We start from the raw sequence: 24,376 nt of genomic DNA, 5'->3' as shown, positions 1-24,376 counted from the left end.
TTTTTGCTTGAAAAACAGGCACTCCGGCGCCAATTGAAAAGAGCGGCGAGGTCCGCAACGCCGTCTGGAGAGACCGGAAAACCGGCCCGCAACCGAGCGGCGACGGGGCGTCACGGCCACCTGGCCGCGATGAGCCAATGCCCTGCGACCGCCCCAAAGGGCCACAACATCGCGCCCGGCCAGACTCGCGCGAACCCTTGAAAAGCCTACGCAGACCCGCTCGATCCTCGATTCCCGCAACCCGTTAGAATAGTTCTTTGCCCCAAGGCCAGGCGCCGCCCCACATGTCCGAACAACATCTGACTGAAGCCGAAGATACGCTCGACGAATCCAAATTCGTCAGGTTCGAAGGCTCGCCGTTTCAGCTGTACCAGCCGTATCCGCCCGCCGGCGACCAGCCCACGGCGATCGACACGCTCGTCGAAGGCGTCGAAGACGGCCTCGCATTCCAGACGCTGCTCGGCGTGACCGGCTCCGGCAAAACCTTCACCATGGCCAACACGATCGCGCGGCTCGGCCGCCCGGCCATCGTGTTCGCGCCGAACAAGACGCTTGCCGCGCAGCTCTATTCGGAGTTCCGCGAGTTTTTCCCGCGCAATGCGGTCGAGTACTTCGTCTCGTACTACGACTACTATCAGCCGGAAGCGTACGTGCCGCAGCGCGACCTGTTCATCGAGAAGGACTCGTCGATCAACGAGCACATCGAGCAGATGCGGCTATCGGCCACCAAGAGCCTGATGGAGCGGCGCGACGTGGTGATCGTGGCGACGGTGTCGGCGATTTACGGTATCGGCAATCCGTCCGAATACCACAAGATGATTCTGACGCTGCGCACCGGCGACAAGCTCGGCCAGCGCGACATCATCGCGCGGCTGATCGCCATGCAGTACAACCGCAACGAGGCCGACTTCCAGCGCGGCTCGTTTCGCGTGCGCGGCGACACGATCGATATTTTCCCGGCCGAGCATGCCGAAATGGCGGTGCGCATCGAGTTGTTCGACGACGAAATCGAAACGCTGCAACTGTTCGATCCGCTGACAGGCCGCGTGCGTCAGAAGATTCCGCGCTTTACGGTGTATCCGTCGTCGCACTATGTGACGCCGCGCGATACCGTGGTGCGCGCGGTCGAAACGATCAAGAACGAACTGCGTGAGCGGCTCGAATTCTTCTACAGCGGCGGCAAGCTGGTTGAAGCGCAGCGGCTCGAGCAGCGCACGCGCTTCGACCTGGAAATGCTGCAGGAACTCGGCTTCTGCAAGGGCATCGAGAACTACTCGCGGCACTTCTCGGGCGCGGCGCCGGGCGAACCGCCGCCCACGCTGGTCGATTACCTGCCGCCAGACGCGATCATGATGCTGGACGAATCGCATGTGTTGATCGGGCAGTTGAACGGCATGTACAACGGCGACCGGGCGCGTAAAGAAAATCTGGTCGACTACGGTTTCCGCCTGCCGTCGGCGCTCGATAACCGGCCGCTCAAATTCAACGAGTTCGAACGCAAGATGCGCCAGGTGGTGTTCGTCTCGGCCACGCCGGCGGACTACGAGCAGAAAACGGCCGGGCAGGTGGCGGAGCAGCTGGTGCGCCCCACGGGTCTCGTCGATCCGGAAATCGAAGTGCGGCCGGCGCGCAGCCAGGTCGACGACGTACTAGGCGAGATCAACGAGCGCGTCAAAGTGGGCGACCGCGTGCTGGTGACGGTGCTGACCAAGCGCATGGCCGAGCAGTTGACCGAGTTTCTGGCCGACCATGGCGTCAAGGTGCGTTATCTGCATAGCGACATCGATACGGTGGAGCGGGTTGAAATCATCCGCGATCTGCGGCTTGGCACCTTCGACGTGCTGGTCGGGATCAACCTGCTGCGCGAAGGGCTGGATATCCCGGAAGTGTCGCTCGTCGCCATTCTCGACGCGGACAAGGAAGGCTTCCTGCGTGCCGAGCGCTCGCTGATCCAGACCATCGGCCGGGCGGCGCGTAATGTGAACGGCAAGGCGATTCTCTATGCCGACAGGATCACCGACTCGATGCGCCGCGCCATCGACGAAACCGAGCGGCGGCGCAACAAGCAGATTGCCTTCAACCTCGAAAACGGCATTACGCCGCGGGGCGTGGTCAAGCGCATTCGCGACATTATCGACGGTGTGTACAACGTCGACGACGCCCGCGCCGAACTGAAGGAACAGCAGACGCGCGCGAAATTCGAGGACATGTCCGAGAAGCAGCTTGCCAAGGAGCTCAAGCGCCTCGAAAAGCAGATGATGGAGCACGCCAAGAACCTCGAGTTCGAAAAGGCCGCGCAAACGCGCGACCAGCTCGCCTTGCTGCGCCAGCGCGTGTTCGGCGCGAACGTCGGCGATCACGTGTCCGGCGTCGAATAATGCGTCCTTCCGCCGCAGGGCGCGGCGCCGCATCGCGCCCTGTCGACCGCTGCCCGGCACTCGCCCGGCAGCGCGCCATGTCATCACCGCGCACTTCCTTAAAAGCACCTTAAGACCCTGCTGGCATAGGGCTTTGCGTGCGTTCTGAATTGTTCTCCCTCGCGATCGATGGTAAACTCAACCAATATTGAGAATGGTTCGCATTAACGTTCGTATAGCGCTTAGGCTCCGACCGGCCGTGGGTTTCAAGGCTTGGGGCCGCTGCATCAAAGCCTGCGCAACGCACTGTTCCAATGGGTTCGATTCGAGTCTGATAAAAAAACAAGGAGTTTCAATGCGGATTTCTTCATTTGTGCGTGGTGGCGCAGCAGCGGTAGCCGCGGTCGCGGCGTTGTCGGCAACGGCAGCGGAGTACCCGATCGGCAAGCAGCAGATTCAGGGCGGCATGGAAATCGGCGCGGTCTATCTGCAGCCGATCACGATGGAACCCGAAGGCATGATGCGCAAGGCCTCGGACTCGGACATCCACCTCGAGGCCGACATTCACGCGGTCAAGAACAATCCGACCGGTTTCGCCGAAGGCGACTGGATGCCGTATCTGCAAGTGCGTTATGAGCTGACGAAAGCCGGTTCGAACCAGACGCAAAAGGGCGACATGATGGCGATGGTCGCCAACGACGGCCCGCACTACGGCGATAACGTCAAGCTGCAAGGCCCGGGCAAGTATCACCTGAAGATGATCGTCGAAGCGCCGATGCAAACGGGCCATATGGCTTTCGGCCGTCACGTCGACAAGGAAACCGGTGTAGGCCCGTGGTTCAAGCCGATCACGCTCGAATACGACTTCACCTTCGCCGGTATCGGCAAGAAGGGCGGCTACTGATCGCCGCGCATCGTCATGTGTGGCCACGCTTTGCCGCGTGGCCGCGCGTGGGCGAAGGGGATGAATGAATCCATGCAGCAGGCGGCGCGTCGTTGATGAACCCGCACTGCGCCACGTTTTCCGGAAAGGCTGATGAGAATTAACCGAAAGATCGCAACCTTCGCCACCACGCTTTTGCTGGCGGGCGCAGCGCACGCAGCCGACCTGCCGACCTTCAAGCTGGAAATGAACGACGGCAAGTTGAATCCAGCACGCATCGAAGTGCCGGCGGGTCAGCGTATCAAGATCGAAGTGCGCAACACGGGCAAGGGCGCGGCTGAATTCGAAAGCGTTCAGTTGCGTAAGGAAAAGGTTTTGGCGCCCGGCGCGGATTCGTTCGTGGTGATCGCGCCGCTGGAACCGGGCGAGTACAAGTTTTTCGACGATTTCCATCAGCAGGCGCAGGGTGTCATCGTCGCGAAGTAATGGCCTCAGCTGCGAGCGCGGGCCGTCGGCGGTTCGTGTGTTCGCCAAGGCAGTAGAAGGGTAGAGGGAGAGCTTGGATGGGTCAGATTCTGTTCGTCGTATGGCGGGAAAGTGTCGAGGCGCTGCTGGTCGTCGGCATTCTGTACGCGTGGCTGAAAAATGGCGACGACGATGCGCGCCGCGGCTTGCCGTACCTGTGGGGCGGTGTCGCAGCCGGATTGATCGCGGCGGTGGCGCTCGGCGCGGCGCTGGTCGGTTTCACCGAGGTGCTTTCCGGTGACGCGCAGGATTATTTCCAGACGGCGATGGTGCTGATCGCCTGCGTGCTGATCGTGCAAATGGTGCTGTGGATGAAGCAGCATGGCCGCTCGCTCAAGCGAGACATGGAGCAGTCGCTGCAAAAGAGCCAGCGCGATTCGAACTGGTGGGGCGTCGCGTTGCTGGTGGCGTTGGCGATCGCGCGTGAAGGCAGCGAAACGGTGATCTTCCTGTACGGTCTCGGTTTCGGCCAGTCCGGTCACGTGGACGGCAGCCAGATGCTCGCGGTCGTAATCGGTCTCGCGCTCGCGTTCCTGACCTTCTACGTGCTGCAACTGGGCGGCAAGTTCTTCTCGTGGCGGCTGTTTTTCCGCATCACCGAAATCATGCTGTTGTTCCTCGGCGCGGGCCTGTTCCAGACCGGCGTGGACAAGCTGATCGACAAGGAAATCCTGCCGACACTCGTCGATCAGATGTGGAACTCGTCGGCGATTCTGGACGACTCGGGCACCTTGGGTTCGCTGGTCGCCACGCTCACCGGCTATCGCGCGCATCCGGCAATGATGAATCTGGTGGCGTACGCGGTGTACTGGGCGGTGGTGTATCTGCTGTTGCGCCGTGCAAACCGCAAGCCGGTACAACAAGCCGCCGGGCGCGCGGCATGAGCACCGTGATGACCCGCCCGGGCCGCCTTGCGGCGGCCGGGCAGTGGATGCAGCGCCACGGCGCCGCGATTCGCGGCATTCAGTGGGTCGTGGTGGCGGTCTACGCGTTTCTGATTCTGGTGCCGGCGGTCATGCCGCTGCCGGACGACACGGCGCACTTGTGGAATAACCTCACGCTGGCGGCGCAGTTCGTCTTCTGGGGAATCTGGTGGCCGTTCGTGCTGCTTTCGATGGTCATGCTCGGCCGTGTCTGGTGCGGCGTGCTGTGCCCCGAAGGCGCGCTCGCCGAATTCGCCAGCAAATACGGGCGAGGCTGGGCGATTCCACACTGGATGCGCTGGAGCGGCTGGCCGTTCGTCGCATTCGGCATCACCACCATCTACGGTCAGATGGTGAGCGTCTACCAGTATCCGAAGGCCGTGCTGCTGGTGCTGGGCGGTTCGACCTTCGCGGCGATGATCATCGGCTTGCTTTACGGGCGCGAGAAACGTGTCTGGTGCAAGTATCTGTGCCCCGTCAACGGGGTCTTTTCGCTTCTGGCGCGGCTCGCGCCGTTTCACTACAAAGTCGATGAAGACGCCTGGCGCCGTTCCTACAAGAACGGCGAGCATGGGCATCGCGTGATTCCGATCAATTGCGCGCCGCTCGTGCCGTTGCGCAATATGAAGGGCGCGTCGGCCTGCCATATGTGCGGCCGTTGCAGCGGGCACCGCGACGCGATTGCGTTGACGTGGCGCGCGCCGTCCTCGGAAGTGGTTCAGTTGGGCGACAAGCAGGCGAACCCGTGGGACACCGCGTTGATCCTGTACGGTCTGCTCGGCATTGCGATCGGCGCGTTCCACTGGACCGCGTCGCGCTGGTTCGTCGATCTGAAGATGTTCTTCGCGACCTGGCTGGTCGATCACGACATTACGTGGCCGCTCGACACCAATGCACCGTGGTTCCTGTTCACGCATTACCCCGAGCAGAACGATGTGTTTTCGTGGCTCGACGGCACGATGGTGATCGGCTACATCCTCGCCACGGCGTTGGTGTACGGCACCGCGCTGCTGGTGCTGCTGATGGGCGCGACGCGCATGCTGGGGCGCTTCAATGCCGTGCGTTTGCATCATCTGACGCAAGGGCTGATTCCGATTGCCGGCGCGGGCGTGTTCCTCGGCCTGTCCGCGACCACGCTGTCGCTGTTGCGCGCGGAACATGTGTCGTTGTGGTGGGCGTCGGACATGCGTATCGCGATACTGGCGATTGCCAATCTGTGGAGCGCATGGCTGGCCTGGCTCGTTACGCGCCGCTACAGCGAACGCTTCGTTCAGCGCGGCCTCGCGATGATGTGGTTCGGCGCGGCGCTGGCCGTGGTCGACAGCGCATGGTGGTTGATGTTCTGGGGCTGGGCTTCGAAGTGACGCCGAGGTAACGCCGAAGCAAGGCCGAAATAACTCAATACCCGGCGCCGCGACTGGATGCATCTGATGCACCGTTAAGCGCCGCGCCAAACAGAAAAGCCGTGGAGATGACATCATCCTACGGCTTTTTTCATTGTCTGCATGATCGGTACACGCCGTTGCGTGTGGCCGCATCGAGTGAGGACCAAAAAAGCGGCCTGGCTGGCTGCGACGGCTGGCTTGGTGTCTGCACGAAGGGGTCTAATTCTCACGTGCAAGCCGTCGTGGCTGGCTAATGCCCAACACCTCTCTGGGAGGTGGTCCCCACAATACCCGGTAGTTACCGCTGTTCGTCCTTACTTCGTCAGAATCAACTTGCCCAGGCGCGTTGCGCGCAACTGGTAGGTCTCGCCGTTGTGCACGATGCTGACGTGGCTATGTCCTTGCAGCAGCGCGTCGCTGCGTACGATCCGCTCCGACGTCTCGCCCGATGATGCCTTGGCGCGATCCGCGCCAGGCTTCTGGCTGGTCGCCGCCGCCGTGGAGGCTTTCGGACGGCTGGTCAGCGCGGCCGCGGGGCGGCGCAAGCTGAGTGTCGAAGGGCGCGCAGTATCGGTCATTGGTTTTTTGCTGTTGGTCGATTCGATGGATTAATTCTAAATGATAACTATTCCTATTTACAAGTTAAGGAAGTTGATCGAATTTTTGTTTCGATAGTCGAGCGACCAAGGCGGCGACAAAACGGAGAAATCTGGCCAAGGCCGCCGCTTCGACCAGCGGCCTTGCAATCGATGGCGAGCGGGGCCGGAAGGGCGCCCGCGAAATTCAATGCAGCGAGCCGGGTTCCTGCTTGGCCTGCACATACTGACGGATGAGCCGAACGGTATCGATATCGTTCTCGCGATACGCCGACTTCACGATCTCCTGCGTTTGATGCGCGTCGGGATCCGTCGATTCGGGCAACGTGGTCGCGTACTCGAAGCGCAGAAACAGCTGCAGTTCGTCCGGTTGCTCGATGGTCATGGTGAGCGAGCCGCCGACGTAGTCCGCCGTCGGCAGAATGTCGTAGCGCACGCTCTGGCTTTGGTCCAGCGTGACGCGGTCGCGTACGGTCGCCTGGCCGTAGTGCAGCTCCCGCTCGAGCACGTTGCCGTCGCGCGAGAGAATCGTGCAGCTGTCGAGCCCCATCACGAACAGTTGCGGCTGTTCGGCGCGCAGCACGAGACCCTCCCACAACTGCTCGCGGGTCATCGACTCGACAAACGGATTCAACGGGTCGTTGATCTGGATAAGGTGTTCGAAATTCAAAACGACGGCTTCCTATGAAAGCGTTAAGCGACGGCGAGCCCTGAACGGATCGTGATCGAGTGCGTGAGGATCTTGTGAACCGGGCACTGATTGGCAATTTGCAAGAGCCGTTCCCGCTGCTCGTCGGACAGATCGCCTTCCAGCACGATTTTGCGGTCGATGGTCGTGCCCGCGTCGCCGGTTTCGAGCGAGAGCGTCACGCGTACGTCGGCGAGCGGCCATTCCTTGCGCTGAGCGTACATTTTCAGCGTGATCGACGTGCACGCGCCGAGGCTCGACAGCAACAACGAAACGGGTGTCGGCCCGCGATCACCGCCGCCGAGCGACTCGGGCTCGTCGGCAAGCCATGTGTGCTTGCCGTCGTCGAAAAGGACCTGGAAATTCGTCGAACCGATGTGGGCGGTGACGGTGGGCTCTGCCATGCGCGCTCCTGAACAGGGACGGAAATCGCCGCGCGCCACCGCCCGTTTTGACGCAACGGCGTGGCGCGCGGCCTGAATCGCTATTGTGAACGAATTTACCGGCCTTCGCGCCTTGGGTTGCGGCGCGGGCGACGCGTGCTTCGCGCGCCCGGGACTCAATGCGTGATCGCGCCCATGCGCCCGGCCTGGTAATCGACGACGGCCTGGCGGATCTCGTCTTCCGTGTTCATCACGAACGGGCCATAGCGCACCACCGGCTCCTTAAGCGGCACGCCGCCGAGCAGCAGCACGTCGAGCGGCTCCGCGCCGGCCGTGAGCGTCACGGAGTCACCGTCGTTCTGAAACACGACCATTTTCTGCGCACCGATTTCCTGACGCGCTTCGCCTTCGCCGTAGAACCCGTTACCCGACAGGCTATACGCAAACACGCGATAGTCGGCGGGCACCGGCTGCCGGATCGTCGCGCCCGGTTGCAGCGAGAAATGCTGATACAGAATCGGCGTGCGCGTTTCGATCGCGGCCTTGACGCCGAGCGCTTCGCCCGCGATCACCTTGACGCGCACCTTGCCGTCCGCGGACGTTGCTACGGGAATGCTCGACGACGGCATTTCCTGGTAGCGCGGCGCGATCATCTTGTCGCGCCGCGGCAAATTCACCCACAACTGCAAGCCGTGCACGCGCCCGCCTGTGCGGACGAATGACGGGTCCGGCATCTCGCTGTGCACGACCCCCGCGCCCGCGGTCATCCACTGCACGTCGCCGGCGTGCAGGGTGCCGGAATGGCCGGCCGAGTCCTTGTGACCGAACTGGCCCTCCAGCACATAAGTGACCGTTTCGAAGCCGCGATGCGGATGGTCGGGCGCGCCTTTGGCTTCGCCCGGCGCGTAGTCGATCGGGCCCATTTCGTCGAGCAGCAGGAACGGATCGAAGTCCATCAGCATGCGGGTCGGAAACGGGCGATGGACGATAAAGCCGCCACCCTCGGTCGTGCGAACGGCGGGAAACGTGCGTTCGATCGTGCGGGTCGTGCTCATCAAAGTCACCTCAAAAAATGGGGAATAGCGTTATTTTTGAAACATGGAGCTATTATAGGGACCGTTTTCCGGGGTGCCAGCCGCCCTCGCGCAATGGATTGTTCTATTACTGGAACGATGAGATGAAGATCGATTCACACAATCTGAATGACCTGATGTATTTCTCGCAGGTCGTCGAACATGGCGGTTTTTCCGCCGCCGAACGCGTGCTCGGCATCTCCAAGTCGCGGCTGTCGCGCCGGCTGACCGAGCTCGAAGCGTCGCTCGGCGTGCGCCTGCTGCAGCGATCCACGCGCAAGCTGGCGCTGACCGAAGCGGGACAACTGTTCTATCAGCATTGTCAGGCGATGCTGAGCGAGGCGCAGGCGGCCGTCAACGTCGTTCAGCAACTGCGCTCATCGCCGCGCGGCACAGTGCGCGTCAGCGTCCCGGTCACGATTTCGCAGACGATTCTGTCGCAGATCCTGCCTGAGTTCATGCATCGCTATCCGGAAGTGCGTGTGGTCATGCGCGTGACGAACCGCGTGATCGATCTGTTCGAGGATTCGATCGACGTTGCGCTGCGGGTGCGCTCCGATCCGCCGGAGAATGCCAACATCGTGGTGCGGCCGCTGTGGCGCACGCAGCAGATGCTGGTCGGCGCGCCGAGCCTGTTGCAACAGAATGCGCCGCCGTTGCTGCCGGCCGATCTGAATCGCTTCGAAACGCTCGACGTGCCGACCGGCGATGGACGCCACGTCTACAACCTGATCGCGCCAGACGGCACGCGGCACGCGCACGAACATGAGCCGCGCCTCGTCACCGCGGATCTGATGACGATTCGCGAAGCGGTGCTCGGTGGTGTCGGTATCGCCGCGTTGCCGGAGATGATGTATGGCGCCGCGTTGCGAGCGGGGCAATTGTCGCCGGTCATGCCGGGTTGGACCTTCCCGACGCCGCAGTTGTACGCCGTATTCGTGTCGCGGCAGGGGATGGTGCCGGCGGTGCGTGCGTTTGTCGATTATCTGGTCGAGATGCTCGATCCCGACGACGGCAAACACATCATGGGCGAGTGCCCCGCGCGCGAGGAAAAGGCCGCTGCCGCGCAGCCTTCGTTCGCGATTTCTCCATAGCACTTCTCACACGCGACAACATCGCTTTTAGCATTTAAGCGCGGCCTGTCATGAGTACTTTCAATGGCCGTTTGCTTGAATGCGCGCGCTCCCGGGCCTATAGTGAAATCCCTTCGCTAAGGAGTCTCTTATGCGAAAACTCATGGCCGCTATCATAGCGGGCCTGATAGGGCTGACCGCGCTGTCCGTGTCGATCACGGCTGTCGCATGCGGTGATTCAGGTAGCTATCAATCTTCGACCGATGGCAAATGATCCCGCCGCCCGAAGGCGCCGAGTGCGCACAAAAAAAGGCCTTCATCCGACGATGAAGGCCTTTTACTTTTCAGCCCTTTTTTAAAGGGCTTTTATCGTATCACTTCGCTTTCGGTTGGGTCACGAAGCCGATCTTGGTCAGGCCGCCGGCCTGTGCCGCCGACATCACTTCCGCCACTTTTTCGTACGGAACCTTGCGGTCCGCGTCGAGATGCAGTTCGGGTTGCGGGTTCGCTTGCGCGGCTTCTGCAATTTTCGCGCGCAGTGCGGTGTCGTCGACCTTTTTGTCGTCCCACATGACGTTGCCGTCGGCGTCGACCGCGACGGTCACCTGCGCGGGCTTGGTGTCTTCTTTCTGGCTGCTTGCATGCGGCAGATCGATCTTGACCGCGTGACGAATCACAGGAATCGTCACCATGAAGACGATCAGGAGAACCAACATCACGTCGACGAGCGGCGTCATGTTGATTTCGTTCATCAGGCCGTCGTCATCGTCGGCGGCGAAGGGGCTCATTGCCATTGGATTGCCTCGCTGATCAGTTCGTGCGCGCGGCGAGCCGCAGGCCGTCACCGCGCTTGGACGACGACAGTCGCGCGCCCGTCACGAAGAATGCGTGCAGGCCGTGCGCAAAGCGGCTCAGTTTGGCCACCACCGCCTTGTTGGCGCGCGTCAGTGCGTTGTAGCCAAGCACTGCCGGAATCGCGACGAAAAGGCCGAACGCGGTCATGATCAACGCTTCGCCAACAGGGCCGGCGACCTGATCGATCGACGACTGACCACTCGCGCCAATCGCCAGCAGCGCGTGATAGATGCCCCACACCGTGCCGAACAGACCGACGAACGGCGCCGTGCTGCCGATCGACGCGAGAATCGCGAGACCGCTCTGCATGCGGGCGACGCTTTCGTCCATCGTGTCCTTCAGGCAGCGCGTGATCCAATCCGACACGTCCATGCGGTCGTGCAGATGCGGCTGTGTCTGATGATGGTGATCGGCCGCTTCCTGACCCGACAGCGCCAGTGCGAGGAACGGATTGTCCTGCGGGGTCGACGAACCGGCGCCGAGTTTCTTGACGCCGTCGGCGAGATCGTCCGAGTGCCAGAACGCCTGTTCGGCGTTCTTCGTGAGGCGCTTCAGGCGCATCACATTCCAGCCCTTGATCACGATCACGCTCCACGACATGACCGACATGATCAGCAGCGCGAGCGCGATGCCGCGCGTCACGAAATCCCCTTGCGCCCAGACGTGCGCCAGTCCGTAGTTTTGCATTGCAATTCCTTTTTTTGAAATCTGCTTCAGTCGCTCAGACTGAAGTTGTAAGGCCGGGTATAAGCGGCTCGAATCGGCTGGCCGTTCTCGAGAAATGGCTTGCAGGTAGTCGCGTGCACGGCGGCGAGCGCAGCGTCGTCGAGACGGCTGAAGCCGCTGCTCTGTTGTAGCTGGATGTCTTCCAGCTTGCCCGTCAGGCCGACCACGAACCGCACGGTGGCGGTGCCGGTTTCACCACGCCGCCTGGATAGCGGTGGGTAATCAGGCTTCACCAGTTCGCAATTAAGGTGCGAGACGTTCTTGGGCGCGCTGACCTCTATCGTCTGACGGCTAACGGCCGGCGCGGCAGCAGCTGGCGGCGCGACAGGGGCGGCCGGCGCGGGCGGCGTAGGATCGGGTGCGGCGACGGGCGTCGGCGAGGGCGCGGCGGCCACCGGTAAAGGCGTTGGCGTCGGCTTGGGCGTTGGAGCCGGCTTCGGCTGGACTTTCGGCTTGGTGTGAACCGGCGGCGTCGGCTTGGGCGGCGGCGGTGCGATCGACTGTATCGCGACGGGCGTGGCAACCGGCGCCGGCGGCAGCAACTGCGCGGTCATCACGCGCGATTCGAGGACCGGTTGAACAGGGTCGTGCCGCAAGGTCATCACCACGGCCAGCAGCGCGACGTGAATCGCTGCAACCAGTGCGGTGGCTGTCAGGACGCGGGAGTTCGGTCGGGTGGACGAAGCCGGCATGGCGCCGGCTGAAACGGTATGCGAGGCCGGCATATCAGCGTGGCGGCGCGCTGTGAATGCAGCGGGTCAGACAAGACGTCGTCATGTTCGAAAAATCAGCAGCGAAATGAACAAAGTGGTCACGAAACCAATCAGCAATTCCATCTCGAACTCCTGTGAGGGGTGAGCGGGTAGCTGGCTGGTACGAATACTGGCTTGCTGACGGCAGTGGGATAACGCTTGAACAGCGAAGAGCGGCAGTGGGCGGCAGGCACCCGAGGCGCGGCGTCAGCCGCTCCTTGATACTCGGTCTCAGGCGGCCTTGCGTTCGTAGAACGTCAGCGGGACAGCCTGGGGATTATGCTCGAAACCACAGCGGCTCGCGCATACGCCGCTCTGCATCATGACGTCGCGGACGGACTCCGCGCATTTTCCACAGCAGGAAGCGACGCCGAGTTCGAACTGCAACTCGTCGAACGAATCGACGCCTTCCGCGATCGAGGCACGGATCTTTCGGTCAGAAACGGACTTGCAGACACAGACAATCATGGCAGGCGTCATAGCTAACGTTAATGCGAATTATTATCATTATGTTTGAGCCGTTTGGCAAGCGTCCTGGCCAATTTTTTGTAACAAAACCAGACTCTTAGAAGGGTTTCGTCTAAAGGACGAAATCGGGCGGCGGGTGGCCGTTGGGGCGAAAAGGGGGCGTCAAGGCGGCCTAAAGGCGGCCTAAAGGCGCTCCCACGGCGCCTCCGAGCGGCCTCTCCAACAGGCGCCCCAAAGTCACTCCCAAAGCCATTGGAAAGGCGCGCTGGAGTTCGCAGCGCTCCTGTAAAAGCGCGTGTCGGCGCGGCAAAAAACCGCGTGGGTCAGGCGTTCAGGCGGCTTGGGAGTTCGGAGCTGCGGTGCGACGCGAGGGAATCGACACCTGTTCGACCGTCGCGTCGATATGTAGCAGGCTGGCTGCCAGTTGCTGCTGATGCGAGCCGTCCCCGGTGGAATAAAAGCGGGGCAGAACAGCGCCCGCGCTTTCCGGCGCCGCGCGCAGGCCGTGTTGGTCCAGCACCCGTTCCAACTGGCGCGCAATCGCGACGCTCGTGTCGATCAACACCAGCCGGTCGCCGACGATGTCGCGAATCGCCGCGTCGAGGAACGGGTAGTGCGTGCAGCCGAGCACCAGCGTGTCCGCGCCCGCGTCGAGCATAGGCTGCAGGTAGCCGCGCAGCAGTTCGCGCAGTTCGGCGGAGCCGACGTCGCAGCGTTCCACCGCCTGCACCAGTCCGTGGCCCGGCTGGCAAAGAAAGCGGCAATCGGCCGCGTAGCGTTCGAGCAGCGCCTGGAAGCGCGCGCTGCGCAGCGTCACCTGGGTGGCGAGCACGCCCGCGACGCGAGTTTTCGACTGCAATGCAGCGGGTTTGATACCGGGTTCGACGCCGACCAGCGGAATAGGCAGCTTCTCGCGAACCATCGCGATTGACTGCGCGGTTGCGGTGTTGCAGGCGACCACCAAGGCCTTCGCGCCTTGCTTGACCAGCCATTCGCCGATTGCGAGCGTGCGGTCGGCGATGAAATCGTCGTCGCGCTCGCCGTAGGGGGCGTAGAGCGAGTCGGCGGCGTACAGGATCGCCTCGTCAGGCAGTTGTGCGCGCACCGCCCGCAATACCGACAAGCCACCGAGACCCGAATCGAAAATGCCGACCGGTGCGCGCGATCCCGCGCCAGACGTGAACATTTCTGTTGTCGTAGACGGTGATTCTGCGGGCATAGGCGAAGAGGATGCGTGCGGCACGGCGTTCAAGGAAAACCTGGGAAGGTGCGCAAGTATATCGCCCGCGCGGCGTGCCCTAGCGGGACTTGCCGTGCGGCGCCTCCCGGGGAGGAGTTCGTGCAGAACTCCCCATTAGAGACGCTGTTCGGCGCGCTTTCCGGAAGCACTTCGTCAGGACATTCCACGGGGACGGGATTCAGGGCGCCTCCCCAGAGCACTTCCGCCGGGCGTCCACCAAGCGCACCGCCGCCAGTACCCGCTCCGTTGCGAACGGGCCGACCCATGAACGGGGCGCGTGCGGGGTGCGGGCGGTTGCGCCGTAATGCGATCAGGACTCGACCGAGCCCATTGCGGATTGCTGATAGTTCTGGATCCCGACCTTGTCGATCAGGTCGATCTGCGTTTCGAGCCAGTCGATATGTTCTTCGGTGTCGTCGAGAATTTTCGTGAAGATTTCGCGCGAGATGAAATCACGAACCGATTCGCAATACACGATCGCTTCCTTGCAGGTGCTCTGCGAAATCTGTTCGAGCTTCAGATCGCATTCGAGGATCTCTTTCGTTTCCTCACCGATCAGCAGCTTGTGCAGGTCTTGCAGGTTCGGCAGACCGTCGAGCATGAAAATGCGTTCGATCAGCCAGTCGGCATGCTTCATTTCGCCGATCGATTCGTCGTATTCATGCTTGCCGAGTTTCTCGAGGCCCCAGTGCTTATACATCCGCGCGTGCAGAAAGTACTGGTTGATCGCAGTCAGTTCGTTCTTCAGTTGCGAGTTCAGGTACTCGATAACTTTCTTGTCGCCTTGCATGGTATTTCCTTTGTGGGACTTTGAATTTTCAACAACAATAAACGCCATACCTGAAAAAGCCAAGGGAACAGACATATCTTTTGACATTGTTTCAGGTGTCGCGTGTCGCGTTGCGCGCGGCAACAAAAAAGCCGGGACCGCAGTCCCGGCTCTTCGACATACGTGACAGGCGTTAGCGGCGAATCAAACCGTCGCGACCGGAATCTTGCCGATCTTGGCTTGCCATTCCTTCGGGCCGGTCTGGTGCACGGAGGTGCCGTTCGAATCGACGGCCACCGTGACCGGCATATCCTGCACGTCGAACTCGTAGATCGCTTCCATGCCGAGGTCTTCGAACGCGAGCACTTTCGCGCTGCGAATCGCTTTGGACACGAGGTACGCTGCGCCGCCCACGGCCATCAGGTAAGCGGCCTTATGCTTCTTGATCGCTTCGATCGCGACCGGGCCGCGCTCGGCTTTGCCGATCATTGAAATCAGGCCGGTTTGAGCCAGCATCGTCTCGGTGAACTTGTCCATGCGCGTTGCCGTGGTCGGGCCTGCGGGGCCGACGGCTTCATCGCGCACCGGATCGACCGGGCCGACGTAGTAAATCACGCGGTTCGTGAAGTCGACGGGCAGCTTTTCGCCCTTCGCCAGCATGTCGGCAATGCGCTTGTGGGCCGCGTCGCGGCCCGTCAACATCTTGCCCGACAGGAGCAGCGTCTGGCCCGGCGTCCACGCGGCGACTTCTTCCGGCGTGAGCGTGTTCAGGTCGACGCGCTTGCTCTTCTCCGTGTCCGGCTGCCAGTGCACGTTCGGCCATGCGTCGAGCGACGGCGCTTCGAGTTTGGCGGCGCCTGAGCCGTCCAGCGTGAAGTGCGCGTGACGGGTGGCCGCGCAGTTCGGGATGATCGCGATCGGCTTGGACGCGGCGTGCGTCGGCGCGGCCATGATCTTCACGTCGAGCACGGTGGCGAGACCGCCGAGACCCTGTGCGCCGATACCGAGCGCGTTGACCTTCTCGTGCAGTTCCACGCGCAATTCTTCGATCCAGTCCTTCGGGCCGCGTGCGATCACGTCCTGAATGTCGATCGGATCCATCAGCGATTCCTTCGCCATCACCATCGCTTTCTCAGCGGTGCCGCCAATGCCGATGCCGAGCATACCCGGCGGGCACCAGCCCGCGCCCATGGTCGGCACGGTCTTGAGAATCCAGTCGACGATCGAATCCGACGGATTCAGCATCGCGAACTTCGACTTGTTTTCCGAGCCGCCGCCCTTGGCCGCGACCTGCACGTCGACCTTGTCGCCCGGCACGATCTCGTAGTGGATCACGGCCGGCGTGTTGTCTTTCGTGTTCTTGCGGCCGCCTTCGGGCGGGCTCACGATCGACGCGCGCAGCACGTTGTCCGGGTTCAGATAACCGCGGCGCACGCCTTCGTTGATCATGTCGGTGACGCCCATCGTCGCGCCGTCCCAACGCACGTCCATGCCGACCTTCACGAACACCGTGACGATGCCGGTGTCCTGGCAGATCGGGCGCTTGCCTTCGGCGCACATGCGGCTGTTGGTGAGAATCTGCGCAATGGCGTCTTTCGCCGCCGGGCTCTGTTCGAGCTCGTAGGCGCGGCCCAAGGCCTGGATGTAGTCGAGCGGATGGTAATAGCTGATGTACTGAAGCGAATCAGCAATGCTCTGAATCAGATCTTCCTGTTTGATGACGGTCATGGCTAGCTCAGTGGAGACAGGGGCGCTTGTTGTCGGACACGCCGGGCAGGGCGGATCAGTCGTGCGCCTTCAGGGGAGTGGAACCTTTAGCGGCACCCACGGCGTGCAGCACCGTGGGCTCTTCGAAATGCTTGGGATGCGTATGCGTGGTGAGGCGGTCGACCAGCGCCATCACGACTGCGGAGACGAGGAACGCCACGTGGATGATCACCTGCCACATGATCGTATGCGTCGAATTCTGGTCGGGGCTGATGAAGGTCTTCAGCAGATGGATCGACGAGATGCTGATCAGCGCCATCGACAATTTGACTTTGAGCACGCCCGCGTTCACATGGTCGAGCCATTCCGGTTCGTCCGGATGACCCTCCACGCCGAGGCGCGACACGAATGTTTCATACCCGCCGATGATCACCATGATCAGCAGGTTCGAGATCATGACCACGTCGATCAGGCCGAGCACGACCAGCATGATGTTGGTTTCGTCGAGCGTCAGGGAGGCCGTGACGAGGTGCCAGACTTCCTTTAGGAAGAGGACGACGTAGACGGCTTGCGCGACGATCAGGCCCAGATAAAGCGGCACCTGCAGCCAGCGGCTCATGAAGATGATGGCGGGCAGCGGGCGCATGGGGCGGCGCTGTTGGGCGGAGTCGGTTCGCGGAGCGGACATGGGCAAGAGTCGGATGAGACGCAGGTGACGGAACACGGACCAAAATGCGCCGGGCCGGCAGGCGCACTACGCGATATGCACGCCAGTCAGGCAAGCAAACCCGGCAAGCAAACCCGGCATGGACGGCGCATACGGCGCGATGCACAGCCAGCCGAGGCCTTAGGAGCCTCGCGTCAGGCGCGCTATTGTAACGCGTCGGCTAAATTTGCTGCATCGCGGCGGGCAGGGCTCACGAGGCCATCGGCGGCAGCCGCTTGAGCTTCAGGCTCGCGAGCCCGATCCCCGTGACCACGCAGGCGAGCGCGATGCCGTGCGCGAAGCTGGGCCGCTCGCCCAGAAACAGGATGCCGTAAATCGCCGCCGCCACCGGCAGCACGGCGCTGAACACGCCCGCGAGACTGCCCGGCACATGGCGGATGCCCTTCATCCATAACCAGAACGAAAAGATGCTGGCGGACAGTCCGTACCACAACACCAGCATCCAGACGCTGACCGGCACCGCGCGAAAGTCGAATTCGAGCCATGCGCCGGCGCCGAGCGGCAGCATCAGCAGCAGGCCGAAGAGATGGGTGTAGGCGCAGATGTCGACCGGCGCGAGCGTCTGCGTGAGGCGGCGCGACAGGATGATGTAGAGCGACTCGCAGCATACGGCGCCGAGGACCATCAGGTTGCCGGCGAGCGAACTCTCGCCGTCCGCGTTGCGATCCACGTGCGCCAGATTGATGACCAGCACGCCGACAATCGCGAGCGCGATCGACGCGAGCGCCCGGCCGTTCGGTCGCTCTTTCAGAATCAGCCACGAGAGCAACGCGACGACAGCCGGGATCGTGCTCGTAATGACGCCGGCCGCGACGGCGCTGGTGCGCTGCACGCCGCCGAGCATCAGCAGGGTAAAGCCGAAGGTGCCGAACAAGGCCTGCAGGAACAGGTTGAGCCATTCATCGCGCTTCACGCGGCGCAGTTTGGCTACGCGCAGAAGCGGCCACAGCACCGCCATTGCGATCACGAAGCGCAGCAGCGCGAAGAGGGGGACGGGAACGAACTCGACGATTGATTTACCGATGCCGACATTGGTGCCGACCAGCAGCATCGAGGTAATGAGAAGCAGGGCGTAACGATTCAAGCTGGAATCCGGGGAGCGCGGGCGTGGGGAGCGTAGTTTACCGGACGGCGCCGGGGGGGCGGTCAACTGCTGTTGTCTATGTCATTGCCGGACGCGACGCTTGCTATGCCGGGAGCGGGGGCGGCTTTGCCGGAGCGTGGATTGCATTGAAAACAGCGTGGGCGGGCGCGTGCAAATGGCGGGTGGCAGCCGGCCGCCGGGAGCGTCCACGGCGATACGTTGACGGGGTGGCGGCGGCCGGCTGCGTTCAGCGCTGCGTCAAGCGGTGCCGGTTCCGCCTGTACCGAGCTTACCCAGCATCGGCGAGAGCATGCCCATCAGCGGCGAGAGCATGCCGAGCGCCTGCCCCGCGCCCGGGATGACGGCGGAAAGAAGTCCCTGAAGGCCCTTCATGACGGTCTGGAAGAGCTCGCCGATAGCATTCGACGCTCCGTTCTGTGCTCCGTCGGCGGCGCCCGCCGGCGACGGAGCCTGAGGTTGTTGTGCGGCCATGTTGCCGGCGCCGTTCTGTGATGCGTCGGTGCCGCCGGTCGGCGGCGCCATTGTCTGCTGTCCTGCGATTGCGTCGAGTGCCGCATCATCGGAAGCCAGCGCCGCAGCCCTCTCGGCGTTCCGCGGCATAAGGTCGTGGGCAGCCGCCTCGGCGTCGCGCGACATAGCGTGGTGGGCACCGTTCGCGTGATGATGGCCACCGTTCGCGTGGTCCGCGTGCATAGGGCGGCGCATACCCATCATGTCGTCCTGCTGCACAGGCCCGTGGCTACCCTCGGTGTGCTCCGTGGAAAACATCTGGACCGAACTGGAACGGGTGCGGCCGGCCGCCCCGGCATCCAGCGCTTGCGCCATTGAACTCAGATCGAACTGCCGAGTGTTGCTGATATTATTGATCGCTTCCATCACAGAATCCTTAAATCGAGTAAAAGAAATATATAAGCCGGACAGCTGTATTGTGTGGAATTTATGCGCCCGCTTCCGGATCGCTGGTGCGCAGAAGTGCATAAATGAAATCTGGTTGTTTTCTATTGACCTCCTCTGGTTTATCCAGGTTAACCAACTGACACATCCGGGTCGATCAAATCCAAATCGATCGGATGTTTTCTGTCCAGCAACTGGGTGACGCAGATTATTCTGACAAAGCCCGTGAAATTACAGATGGCTTCCTGGGTAAGATCAATTTCAAGTGCCCATCTGGAAATCAGTTTTCCCACCGTCACCGCTTCCTGGCGCGCAATCTCTTCGATGATTCGCCAATACACCTCCTCGAGCCGAAGACAGGTGGCCAGCCCGTTGATTCTGACGGAGCGCTGCCGCGGCTTGGCGAGCTGCGGGGTGAAGTTGCAATACTGGGTCATCCGCATGTGCGTGCGCGTGTAGGAGTTCGAGAAGGCGGAGCCTCCATGACGGCGGTAAATATCCTGATGCATTTCAAGATGGCAGTGCATCTGCGATGTGAGTCGCGCGGGTTGTTTCTCATGTTCGGATGAATTCAAGTGACGGCTAGCCAATCTTCTCCCCGCAATATTCCGACTGGGTCATAAAGATGTATGACGTTTATCTGAAGTGTCGTCCTATTTTCAAGATATGCAGTCCGGATAAGATCAATTGAAAGGCCATGAGTGCGGCGATCCGGATTTGCACGCGCTAGATAAAGAGCGGTTGGAATGGCGGTATTTGAAATTGGCAGATGAAGTCATGCATATATATGACCATCCGTGATGCCGGCGCTATTAAATTTCACTGGCGTAATCAATACAACGTAGCCAGGAAATTTCGATGCTTATCACGAGCCGCAATGATTCGCCCAATAAGAAGGGCGGAGGTGGACCGCAGTCCTCGCCATCGTGCGTGACTGGCGCTGCCATGTTTCAAATGGCTGGCCGGCTCGCGGTGGTGTGGGCGGTGCTGCAAGTCTCCCAGGCTCAGGCCGTCACGCCTGCGTGGCACGGCGCGCCGATTCACTATGCGGCGAACGGGACGCCGTTGCCGGACATGCTGCGTGACGTGCTGGCGGTGGAAGGACTGTCCGCGAATATCGCCCGTGACGTGAAGGGCGCGGTCAACGGCCGTTTCGACGACACGCCCGGCAACGTGTTCATGCAGCTGGTCGAGGCTTACGGCCTGGTCTGGTATTTCGACGGCAAGTCGATGCATGTCGCGACCGCTGCCGGCGTGCGCAGCCGGGTGATTCCGTTTGCGCCGATGACCCGCGAAGCGGTTGCGGCGTTGCTGCGCAACCTCGATCTGGACGACCCGCGTCTGCCGATCCGGTATTCGGCGACGACCGCGAGGGTTGCCGGCCCGTCGGCCTTTGTCGATGCGGTGGCTGACGCGATCGACAAGGCGCAGCAGCAGAGTACCGCTGAGCCGTCGTTCGATCAGACCGAGATCCGCATTTTCCCGCTGCGCTACGCGCAGGCGCAGGACATGCACTATTCGGTGGGCTCGCAGGACCAGGTGGTGCCCGGGGTGGCCTCGCTGTTGCGGCGGGTCATGATCGACAGTTGGCAAGCCACCGCGCCGCGCGCTGCCCGCTCGCGCGCCGAAGCTCGCGCCGACGCCCGCAGCGCGCGCGGCGGTCCGCCGCCGCTGCCGAGCCTGCGCGGCCTGGGACTGGCCGGCGGCGCGCCTTCCGATGGCGACAGCTCGCCGCCACCGCTGCCCGATACGGCGACGACTGAGACGAGCCGGACCGATCAGCCCAGCGTGACGCCCGCGCGACGCAACATCATTGCCGACCCGCGTACCAACTCGGTGGTGATCAACGACCTCGCGTCGATGATGCCGAACTACGAGCGCGCCATCGCGATGCTCGACCAGCCGCAGGAACTGGTCGAGATCGACGCTGTCGTGATCGACGTGTCGTCGAGCGCGGCGCGTTCGCTCGGCGTGGCCTGGGGCGGTTCGAACGGGCGTATCAGCGGGTCCTCCGGCACCATCAACGCGCCGTTGAGCTTCGGAGCGCCGGCGCTTGCAACAGCGGCGGGCGTGGCGTCCGGACTGAATCTCGCCACTCTGGTCGGCAACTCGGCGCAGTACCTGTTCGCGCAGATTCACGCGCTGGAAGACGCCGGCCAGGCACGCGTGCTGTCGAGCCCGCAAGTCCTCACGCTGAACAACATGGAAGCGGTGCTGACTTCGCACAGCTCGGTCTATGTGCGGGTGGCGGGCAACCAGGACGTCGATCTCTACAACATCGATACCGGTCTCACGCTGAAGGTAACGCCGAGCGTCGAATCGGCCGCTGATCCGCGCCGCAATATCCGGCTCAACATCCAGATCGATGACGGCGCGTTCAATACATCGATGTCGGTCGACGGCATTCCGAAGGTCGACAACCACTCGATCGTCACTCAGGCGATCGTGCGCGACGGCGAGAGTCTGCTGGTCGGCGGGTATCAATACGAGCGCAGCGAAAGCAGCACGTCGAAAGTGCCGGTGCTCGGCGACGTGCCCTACGTCGGCGCGCTGTTTCGCGACACCCAGACGACCCGGCAGCGTCTCGAACGTTTGATCCTGATCACACCGCGCCTCAAGCGTGCGGCTGGCACCGGCGAGGCGGCGGGCGGGGCGGTCATGGCGGGGCCGGCTGTGGCGCCCGCAGGAGTGGGGGCGGTCTTTGCACCGGGCTCCGGTTTGCCCGGCGTCGCGAGTGTCGAAGCGGGTTCGCTTGCGCAAGGGGCACAAGCGGCACAAGCGGCACAAGCGAGGATGCCCCCGCTCCCGGCGGCCACCAATATCCCGCCGGCGGTCGCTGCCGCGCTGCGGGCGCCGTCGCGCGGTGCTGCTTCGACCGCGCCTCCGCCAGTCACGCCATTGCCATTGCCGCCGCCTCTGCCCGCATGGCAATCGACACGCAAGATGCCTTGGGAGGACCGCAATGACCGCTGACGCAATGATCCTCGTGAACGACGGCGTGCATACCGGTGCCAGCATCGCGCTGTCCGCCGATAGGCCGCTGCGGATCGGCAGCGGCGGCGATGCCGATCTGATGGTGATCGACGAAGGGGTCGAGCCGCTGCACGCCACCGTCGAGCTGCGCGGCGCGGCGCTCGGGCTGGTCGCGCACCAGCCGGGCGTGACGGTGTTCGGCCGGCGACTGGCGCCGGGGCGGCGCGTGCTGTTGCGGCGCGGCGCGTGGTTTTCGGCGGGCGCGGTCACCTTCCAGTTCGGCGGCCGCGATGAGCCGACTCCGACGATGGCGGGCGACGCCGAGCGCGCCTATCTATTGCGCCATGCGCCGCTCGCCTATTGCGCGAAACGCTGGTCCGACGCGTCGCCCGTTGCGAAGGCGACGGTCTTTGCGGCGCCGGTCGCCTTCGCGCTGCTTGCGTGGATCACGTCGAATCCGATGACGGGCAGGCCGCACGCACCGCGCATCGACGACACGTTCCGGCTGGTTAAGACGCATCCCGATCCGAAGTCCGGCGCGCTCGTCTACGAGGGCTACGTGCAGTCGCCCGCGGATCTGTCCGCGCTGACCGCGCGGGCGTGGTCACGGCAGCGGGCGCCGGTCATGCGCGTGATCGTGCTTTCGCAATTGCAGGACCAGGTCGGCGATTTTCTCGCGCGCTATTACCGCGGCGCCGAGGTGCGGGCCGCCGAGCCGGGTGCGTTCACCGTGGTACTGCCTGGCGCGCCGGGGTTCGTGTCGCCTGAGTCGTGGGACTACGCACGTGTCGCGAGGCTGGCGCGCGCTGAGATCGACGGGCTGCGCGAGCTCACGTTCCCCGGCCACTCGCTGGAGGGTGGAAAGGTGCGCGTGCCTCTCGAGGCACTGGGAATGAATCTTCTCGCCGGCAGTCACGCGGCCTGGCTGACCGATGCACAAGGCCAGCGCTATTTCGTTGGTGCGCGATTGCCTGTCGGGAGAATCACGCGGATCTCGGCCTGTGCGGCAGAGGTGACGCTCGACGATGGTTCGATCTACGAATTTTTTATGAGTGCCGCCCATGACACAGAAAGATGCCGCTAGAAGTACGCCCGGTTCATTTGGCGAGCTTTCTATCGAGGAGAAGCTCGCTCAACCCGGAGGGGCCGGTCGAGAAGAAATCGTCGCCCGCCTGACGCATGAGATCGGCTGCCTGAACAGCGCAATGCCAACTGCTTCACGGGAGCTGCAAAAAGAAATGGTTTTGCTTGTCGAGTGTTTGCGCGCGGCTCGGCAAGTTGTGGAGCGAAGTGTGAACTTCGCGAATGCGCGCGACAACCTTAAGGAAGAGAAATCATGAATGGTGTAAATGCGCTGGTCCACCAGAACCCGGGTATCAATCCCCACACCGCAGGCGGCGGTGGCGTCAACTCGGTATTTAACCGCAATGGCGGTGGTGGGGACGGTTCTTTTAGCGGCGACTTTAAGGTCGACAGCGTTAAAAACCTAGTCAAGGAGCTTTATCTGAAGTCAGTCGATAAGTTTAATTCAGCGGCGAACGCGGCTAAAGCCGATTCGCAACAAGCGACGCAGGCGGGCGGGCAGGGCGCGCAAGGTGGACAAGGCGCGCAAGGCGGACAAGGCGGCGCTCCGGGTCCGGCCTCCATGATGGACGCGCAGGCGGCATTGTCGGACGTCCAGACAACTCATTCGCTGGCTATCAACATGATCTCGGACGCTGGTCACGTGGCAACTGAGGCCGCGGGCGCACTTAAGACCTCCTAAAAAAAGCGGTGCGAAGGCGCCCTCGCGGCGTCTTCCGGAGCTATTGCAGATGCAGGACGACACGTTGCAACTACTCATTTCGATTGGCCACTATGCCTGTGCTCATCGATGTTTCGACGAGGCGCGCTTTCTGTTCGGGCGGTTGGGATTGTTGTATCCGCAGCGCGCCTTCCCGTATATCGGGCTTGGCTTGGTGGAACTCAATCAGGCGAACTATCGCGCTGCCTCCCGGCTGCTCGGTCGGGCGGTGGATCTCGCGCCGGACAGCTCGGTGGCATGCGCATGGCTGGGTGCGTGCCAGTTGGCTGAAGGTCATTACGCACTCGGCACACGAACGCTGATGGCGGTGCCAAACGACGAGGATCCTAATGCGTTTTCGATGGCAACGGCGTTGCTGAAGCTACCCGAATGCGCGCCTTATACCCGTGCCGCGCGCGCTGCACAGACTACGCACGGCGCGGCTTTGTTTTCAACGATTGAACGACTAACTATTCGAGGCGGCCATTGAC

General features: G+C 62.5%; 26 protein-coding genes. 11 read left to right on the top strand and 15 right to left on the bottom strand.

What is annotated here, in order from left to right; genetic code table 11:
- Positions 1–284: 284 nt before the first annotated feature.
- The 5 genes from uvrB (at position 285) to BLW71_RS09665 (ending at position 6,052) form a co-directional block, all read left to right on the top strand.
- Positions 285–2,378 (top strand): excinuclease ABC subunit UvrB, encoded by a 2,094-nt coding sequence (uvrB, locus tag BLW71_RS09685; protein WP_091795664.1) that lies wholly within the window; start codon positions 285–287, stop codon positions 2,376–2,378.
- 334 nt (positions 2,379–2,712) lie between these two features.
- Positions 2,713–3,261, top strand: a complete 549-nt coding sequence (locus BLW71_RS09680) for an iron transporter (protein WP_091795661.1) — start codon at positions 2,713–2,715, stop codon at positions 3,259–3,261.
- Positions 3,262–3,393: 132 nt separating this feature from the next.
- A complete protein-coding gene (locus BLW71_RS09675) occupies positions 3,394–3,726 on the top strand; it encodes a cupredoxin domain-containing protein (protein ID WP_091795658.1) in 333 nt (110 codons plus the stop codon).
- Positions 3,727–3,803: 77 nt separating this feature from the next.
- Positions 3,804–4,649, top strand: a complete 846-nt coding sequence (locus BLW71_RS09670; RefSeq protein ID WP_091795655.1) for an FTR1 family iron permease — start codon at positions 3,804–3,806, stop codon at positions 4,647–4,649.
- A complete protein-coding gene (locus BLW71_RS09665; protein ID WP_091795652.1) occupies positions 4,646–6,052 on the top strand; it encodes a 4Fe-4S binding protein in 1,407 nt (468 codons plus the stop codon). The genes BLW71_RS09670 and BLW71_RS09665 overlap by 4 nt, the downstream gene beginning before the upstream one ends.
- A 335-nt stretch (positions 6,053–6,387) precedes the next feature.
- Here BLW71_RS09665 and hemP read toward each other — a convergent pair whose 3' ends face one another.
- The 4 genes from hemP to BLW71_RS09645 all read right to left on the bottom strand — a co-directional run bounded on the left by hemP (position 6,388) and on the right by BLW71_RS09645 (position 8,795).
- Positions 6,388–6,651: a hemin uptake protein HemP gene (hemP, locus tag BLW71_RS09660; RefSeq protein WP_091795648.1), complete on the bottom strand. Its 264-nt coding sequence runs from the start codon at positions 6,649–6,651 to the stop codon at positions 6,388–6,390.
- 205 nt (positions 6,652–6,856) lie between these two features.
- Positions 6,857–7,339, bottom strand: coding sequence for an SRPBCC family protein (locus tag BLW71_RS09655; RefSeq protein WP_091795645.1), 483 nt, complete (start codon positions 7,337–7,339; stop codon positions 6,857–6,859).
- Between the two features lie 23 nt (positions 7,340–7,362).
- The gene (locus tag BLW71_RS09650; RefSeq protein WP_091795642.1) at positions 7,363–7,761 is read right to left on the bottom strand and encodes an OsmC family protein; all 399 of its coding nucleotides are present in this window, start codon (positions 7,759–7,761) and stop codon (positions 7,363–7,365) included.
- A 155-nt stretch (positions 7,762–7,916) separates the two neighbouring features.
- Complete coding sequence (locus tag BLW71_RS09645; protein ID WP_091795639.1) at positions 7,917–8,795, bottom strand: pirin family protein; 879 nt, start codon at positions 8,793–8,795, stop codon at positions 7,917–7,919.
- Between the two features lie 122 nt (positions 8,796–8,917).
- Between BLW71_RS09645 and BLW71_RS09640 the strand changes: the two genes are divergently transcribed.
- On the top strand, positions 8,918–9,907 hold the full coding sequence (locus BLW71_RS09640) for a LysR family transcriptional regulator (RefSeq protein ID WP_091795636.1): 990 nt from the start codon (positions 8,918–8,920) through the stop codon (positions 9,905–9,907).
- Positions 9,908–10,260: 353 nt separating this feature from the next.
- On the opposite strand, the gene BLW71_RS09635 is transcribed toward BLW71_RS09640, so the two are convergent.
- The 11 genes from BLW71_RS09635 to BLW71_RS09585 form a co-directional block, all read right to left on the bottom strand.
- A complete protein-coding gene (locus tag BLW71_RS09635; protein WP_091795633.1) occupies positions 10,261–10,680 on the bottom strand; it encodes an ExbD/TolR family protein in 420 nt (139 codons plus the stop codon).
- A gap of 16 nt (positions 10,681–10,696) precedes the next feature.
- The gene (locus BLW71_RS09630) at positions 10,697–11,428 is read right to left on the bottom strand and encodes a MotA/TolQ/ExbB proton channel family protein (RefSeq protein ID WP_091795630.1); all 732 of its coding nucleotides are present in this window, start codon (positions 11,426–11,428) and stop codon (positions 10,697–10,699) included.
- 26 nt (positions 11,429–11,454) lie between these two features.
- On the bottom strand, positions 11,455–12,192 hold the full coding sequence (locus tag BLW71_RS09625; RefSeq protein WP_091795627.1) for an energy transducer TonB: 738 nt from the start codon (positions 12,190–12,192) through the stop codon (positions 11,455–11,457).
- Between the two features lie 258 nt (positions 12,193–12,450).
- On the bottom strand, positions 12,451–12,687 hold the full coding sequence (locus BLW71_RS09620) for a (2Fe-2S)-binding protein (protein WP_091800666.1): 237 nt from the start codon (positions 12,685–12,687) through the stop codon (positions 12,451–12,453).
- A 331-nt stretch (positions 12,688–13,018) separates the two neighbouring features.
- Complete coding sequence (gene murI / locus BLW71_RS09615; RefSeq protein WP_496418033.1) at positions 13,019–13,906, bottom strand: glutamate racemase; 888 nt, start codon at positions 13,904–13,906, stop codon at positions 13,019–13,021.
- 331 nt (positions 13,907–14,237) lie between these two features.
- The gene (gene bfr, locus BLW71_RS09610; RefSeq protein ID WP_091795621.1) at positions 14,238–14,717 is read right to left on the bottom strand and encodes a bacterioferritin; all 480 of its coding nucleotides are present in this window, start codon (positions 14,715–14,717) and stop codon (positions 14,238–14,240) included.
- A gap of 183 nt (positions 14,718–14,900) precedes the next feature.
- Positions 14,901–16,424 (bottom strand): fumarate hydratase, encoded by a 1,524-nt coding sequence (locus BLW71_RS09605; protein ID WP_091795618.1) that lies wholly within the window; start codon positions 16,422–16,424, stop codon positions 14,901–14,903.
- A 55-nt stretch (positions 16,425–16,479) separates the two neighbouring features.
- The gene (locus BLW71_RS09600) at positions 16,480–17,091 is read right to left on the bottom strand and encodes a TIGR00645 family protein (RefSeq protein WP_091795615.1); all 612 of its coding nucleotides are present in this window, start codon (positions 17,089–17,091) and stop codon (positions 16,480–16,482) included.
- A gap of 229 nt (positions 17,092–17,320) precedes the next feature.
- Positions 17,321–18,214: a DMT family transporter gene (locus BLW71_RS09595; RefSeq protein ID WP_091795612.1), complete on the bottom strand. Its 894-nt coding sequence runs from the start codon at positions 18,212–18,214 to the stop codon at positions 17,321–17,323.
- 258 nt (positions 18,215–18,472) lie between these two features.
- Entirely contained in the window at positions 18,473–19,213 is a 741-nt protein-coding gene (locus tag BLW71_RS09590; protein WP_143048316.1) for a hypothetical protein, read from the bottom strand.
- Positions 19,214–19,260: 47 nt separating this feature from the next.
- A complete protein-coding gene (locus BLW71_RS09585; protein ID WP_286161967.1) occupies positions 19,261–19,704 on the bottom strand; it encodes a ribbon-helix-helix domain-containing protein in 444 nt (147 codons plus the stop codon).
- Positions 19,705–20,074: 370 nt separating this feature from the next.
- On the opposite strand from BLW71_RS09585, the gene sctC reads away from it, so the two are divergent.
- From sctC to BLW71_RS09560, 5 genes are read left to right on the top strand one after another with little or no spacing between them, the layout of a single operon-like run.
- Positions 20,075–22,102, top strand: a complete 2,028-nt coding sequence (sctC, locus tag BLW71_RS09580; protein WP_286161966.1) for a type III secretion system outer membrane ring subunit SctC — start codon at positions 20,075–20,077, stop codon at positions 22,100–22,102.
- Positions 22,092–23,186, top strand: coding sequence for an FHA domain-containing protein (locus tag BLW71_RS09575; protein WP_091795600.1), 1,095 nt, complete (start codon positions 22,092–22,094; stop codon positions 23,184–23,186). The genes sctC and BLW71_RS09575 overlap by 11 nt, the downstream gene beginning before the upstream one ends.
- Positions 23,164–23,442 carry a hypothetical protein gene (locus BLW71_RS09570; RefSeq protein WP_091795597.1) on the top strand — a complete coding sequence of 93 codons (279 nt, stop codon included), beginning with the start codon at positions 23,164–23,166 and terminating at the stop codon, positions 23,440–23,442. Before BLW71_RS09575 ends, BLW71_RS09570 begins: the two co-directional genes overlap by 23 nt.
- Positions 23,439–23,867 (top strand): hypothetical protein, encoded by a 429-nt coding sequence (locus BLW71_RS09565; protein ID WP_091795594.1) that lies wholly within the window; start codon positions 23,439–23,441, stop codon positions 23,865–23,867. Before BLW71_RS09570 ends, BLW71_RS09565 begins: the two co-directional genes overlap by 4 nt.
- A 49-nt stretch (positions 23,868–23,916) precedes the next feature.
- Positions 23,917–24,375, top strand: a complete 459-nt coding sequence (locus tag BLW71_RS09560; RefSeq protein WP_091795591.1) for a tetratricopeptide repeat protein — start codon at positions 23,917–23,919, stop codon at positions 24,373–24,375.
- Position 24,376 lies beyond the last annotated feature (1 nt).

Origin of the sequence: Burkholderia sp. WP9 (genome assembly GCF_900104795.1) — a bacterium.
Lineage (GTDB): Bacteria > Pseudomonadota > Gammaproteobacteria > Burkholderiales > Burkholderiaceae > Paraburkholderia.
Note: the sequence above shows the minus strand (reverse complement) of the source record. Positions and strands in the feature narration are given on the sequence as shown.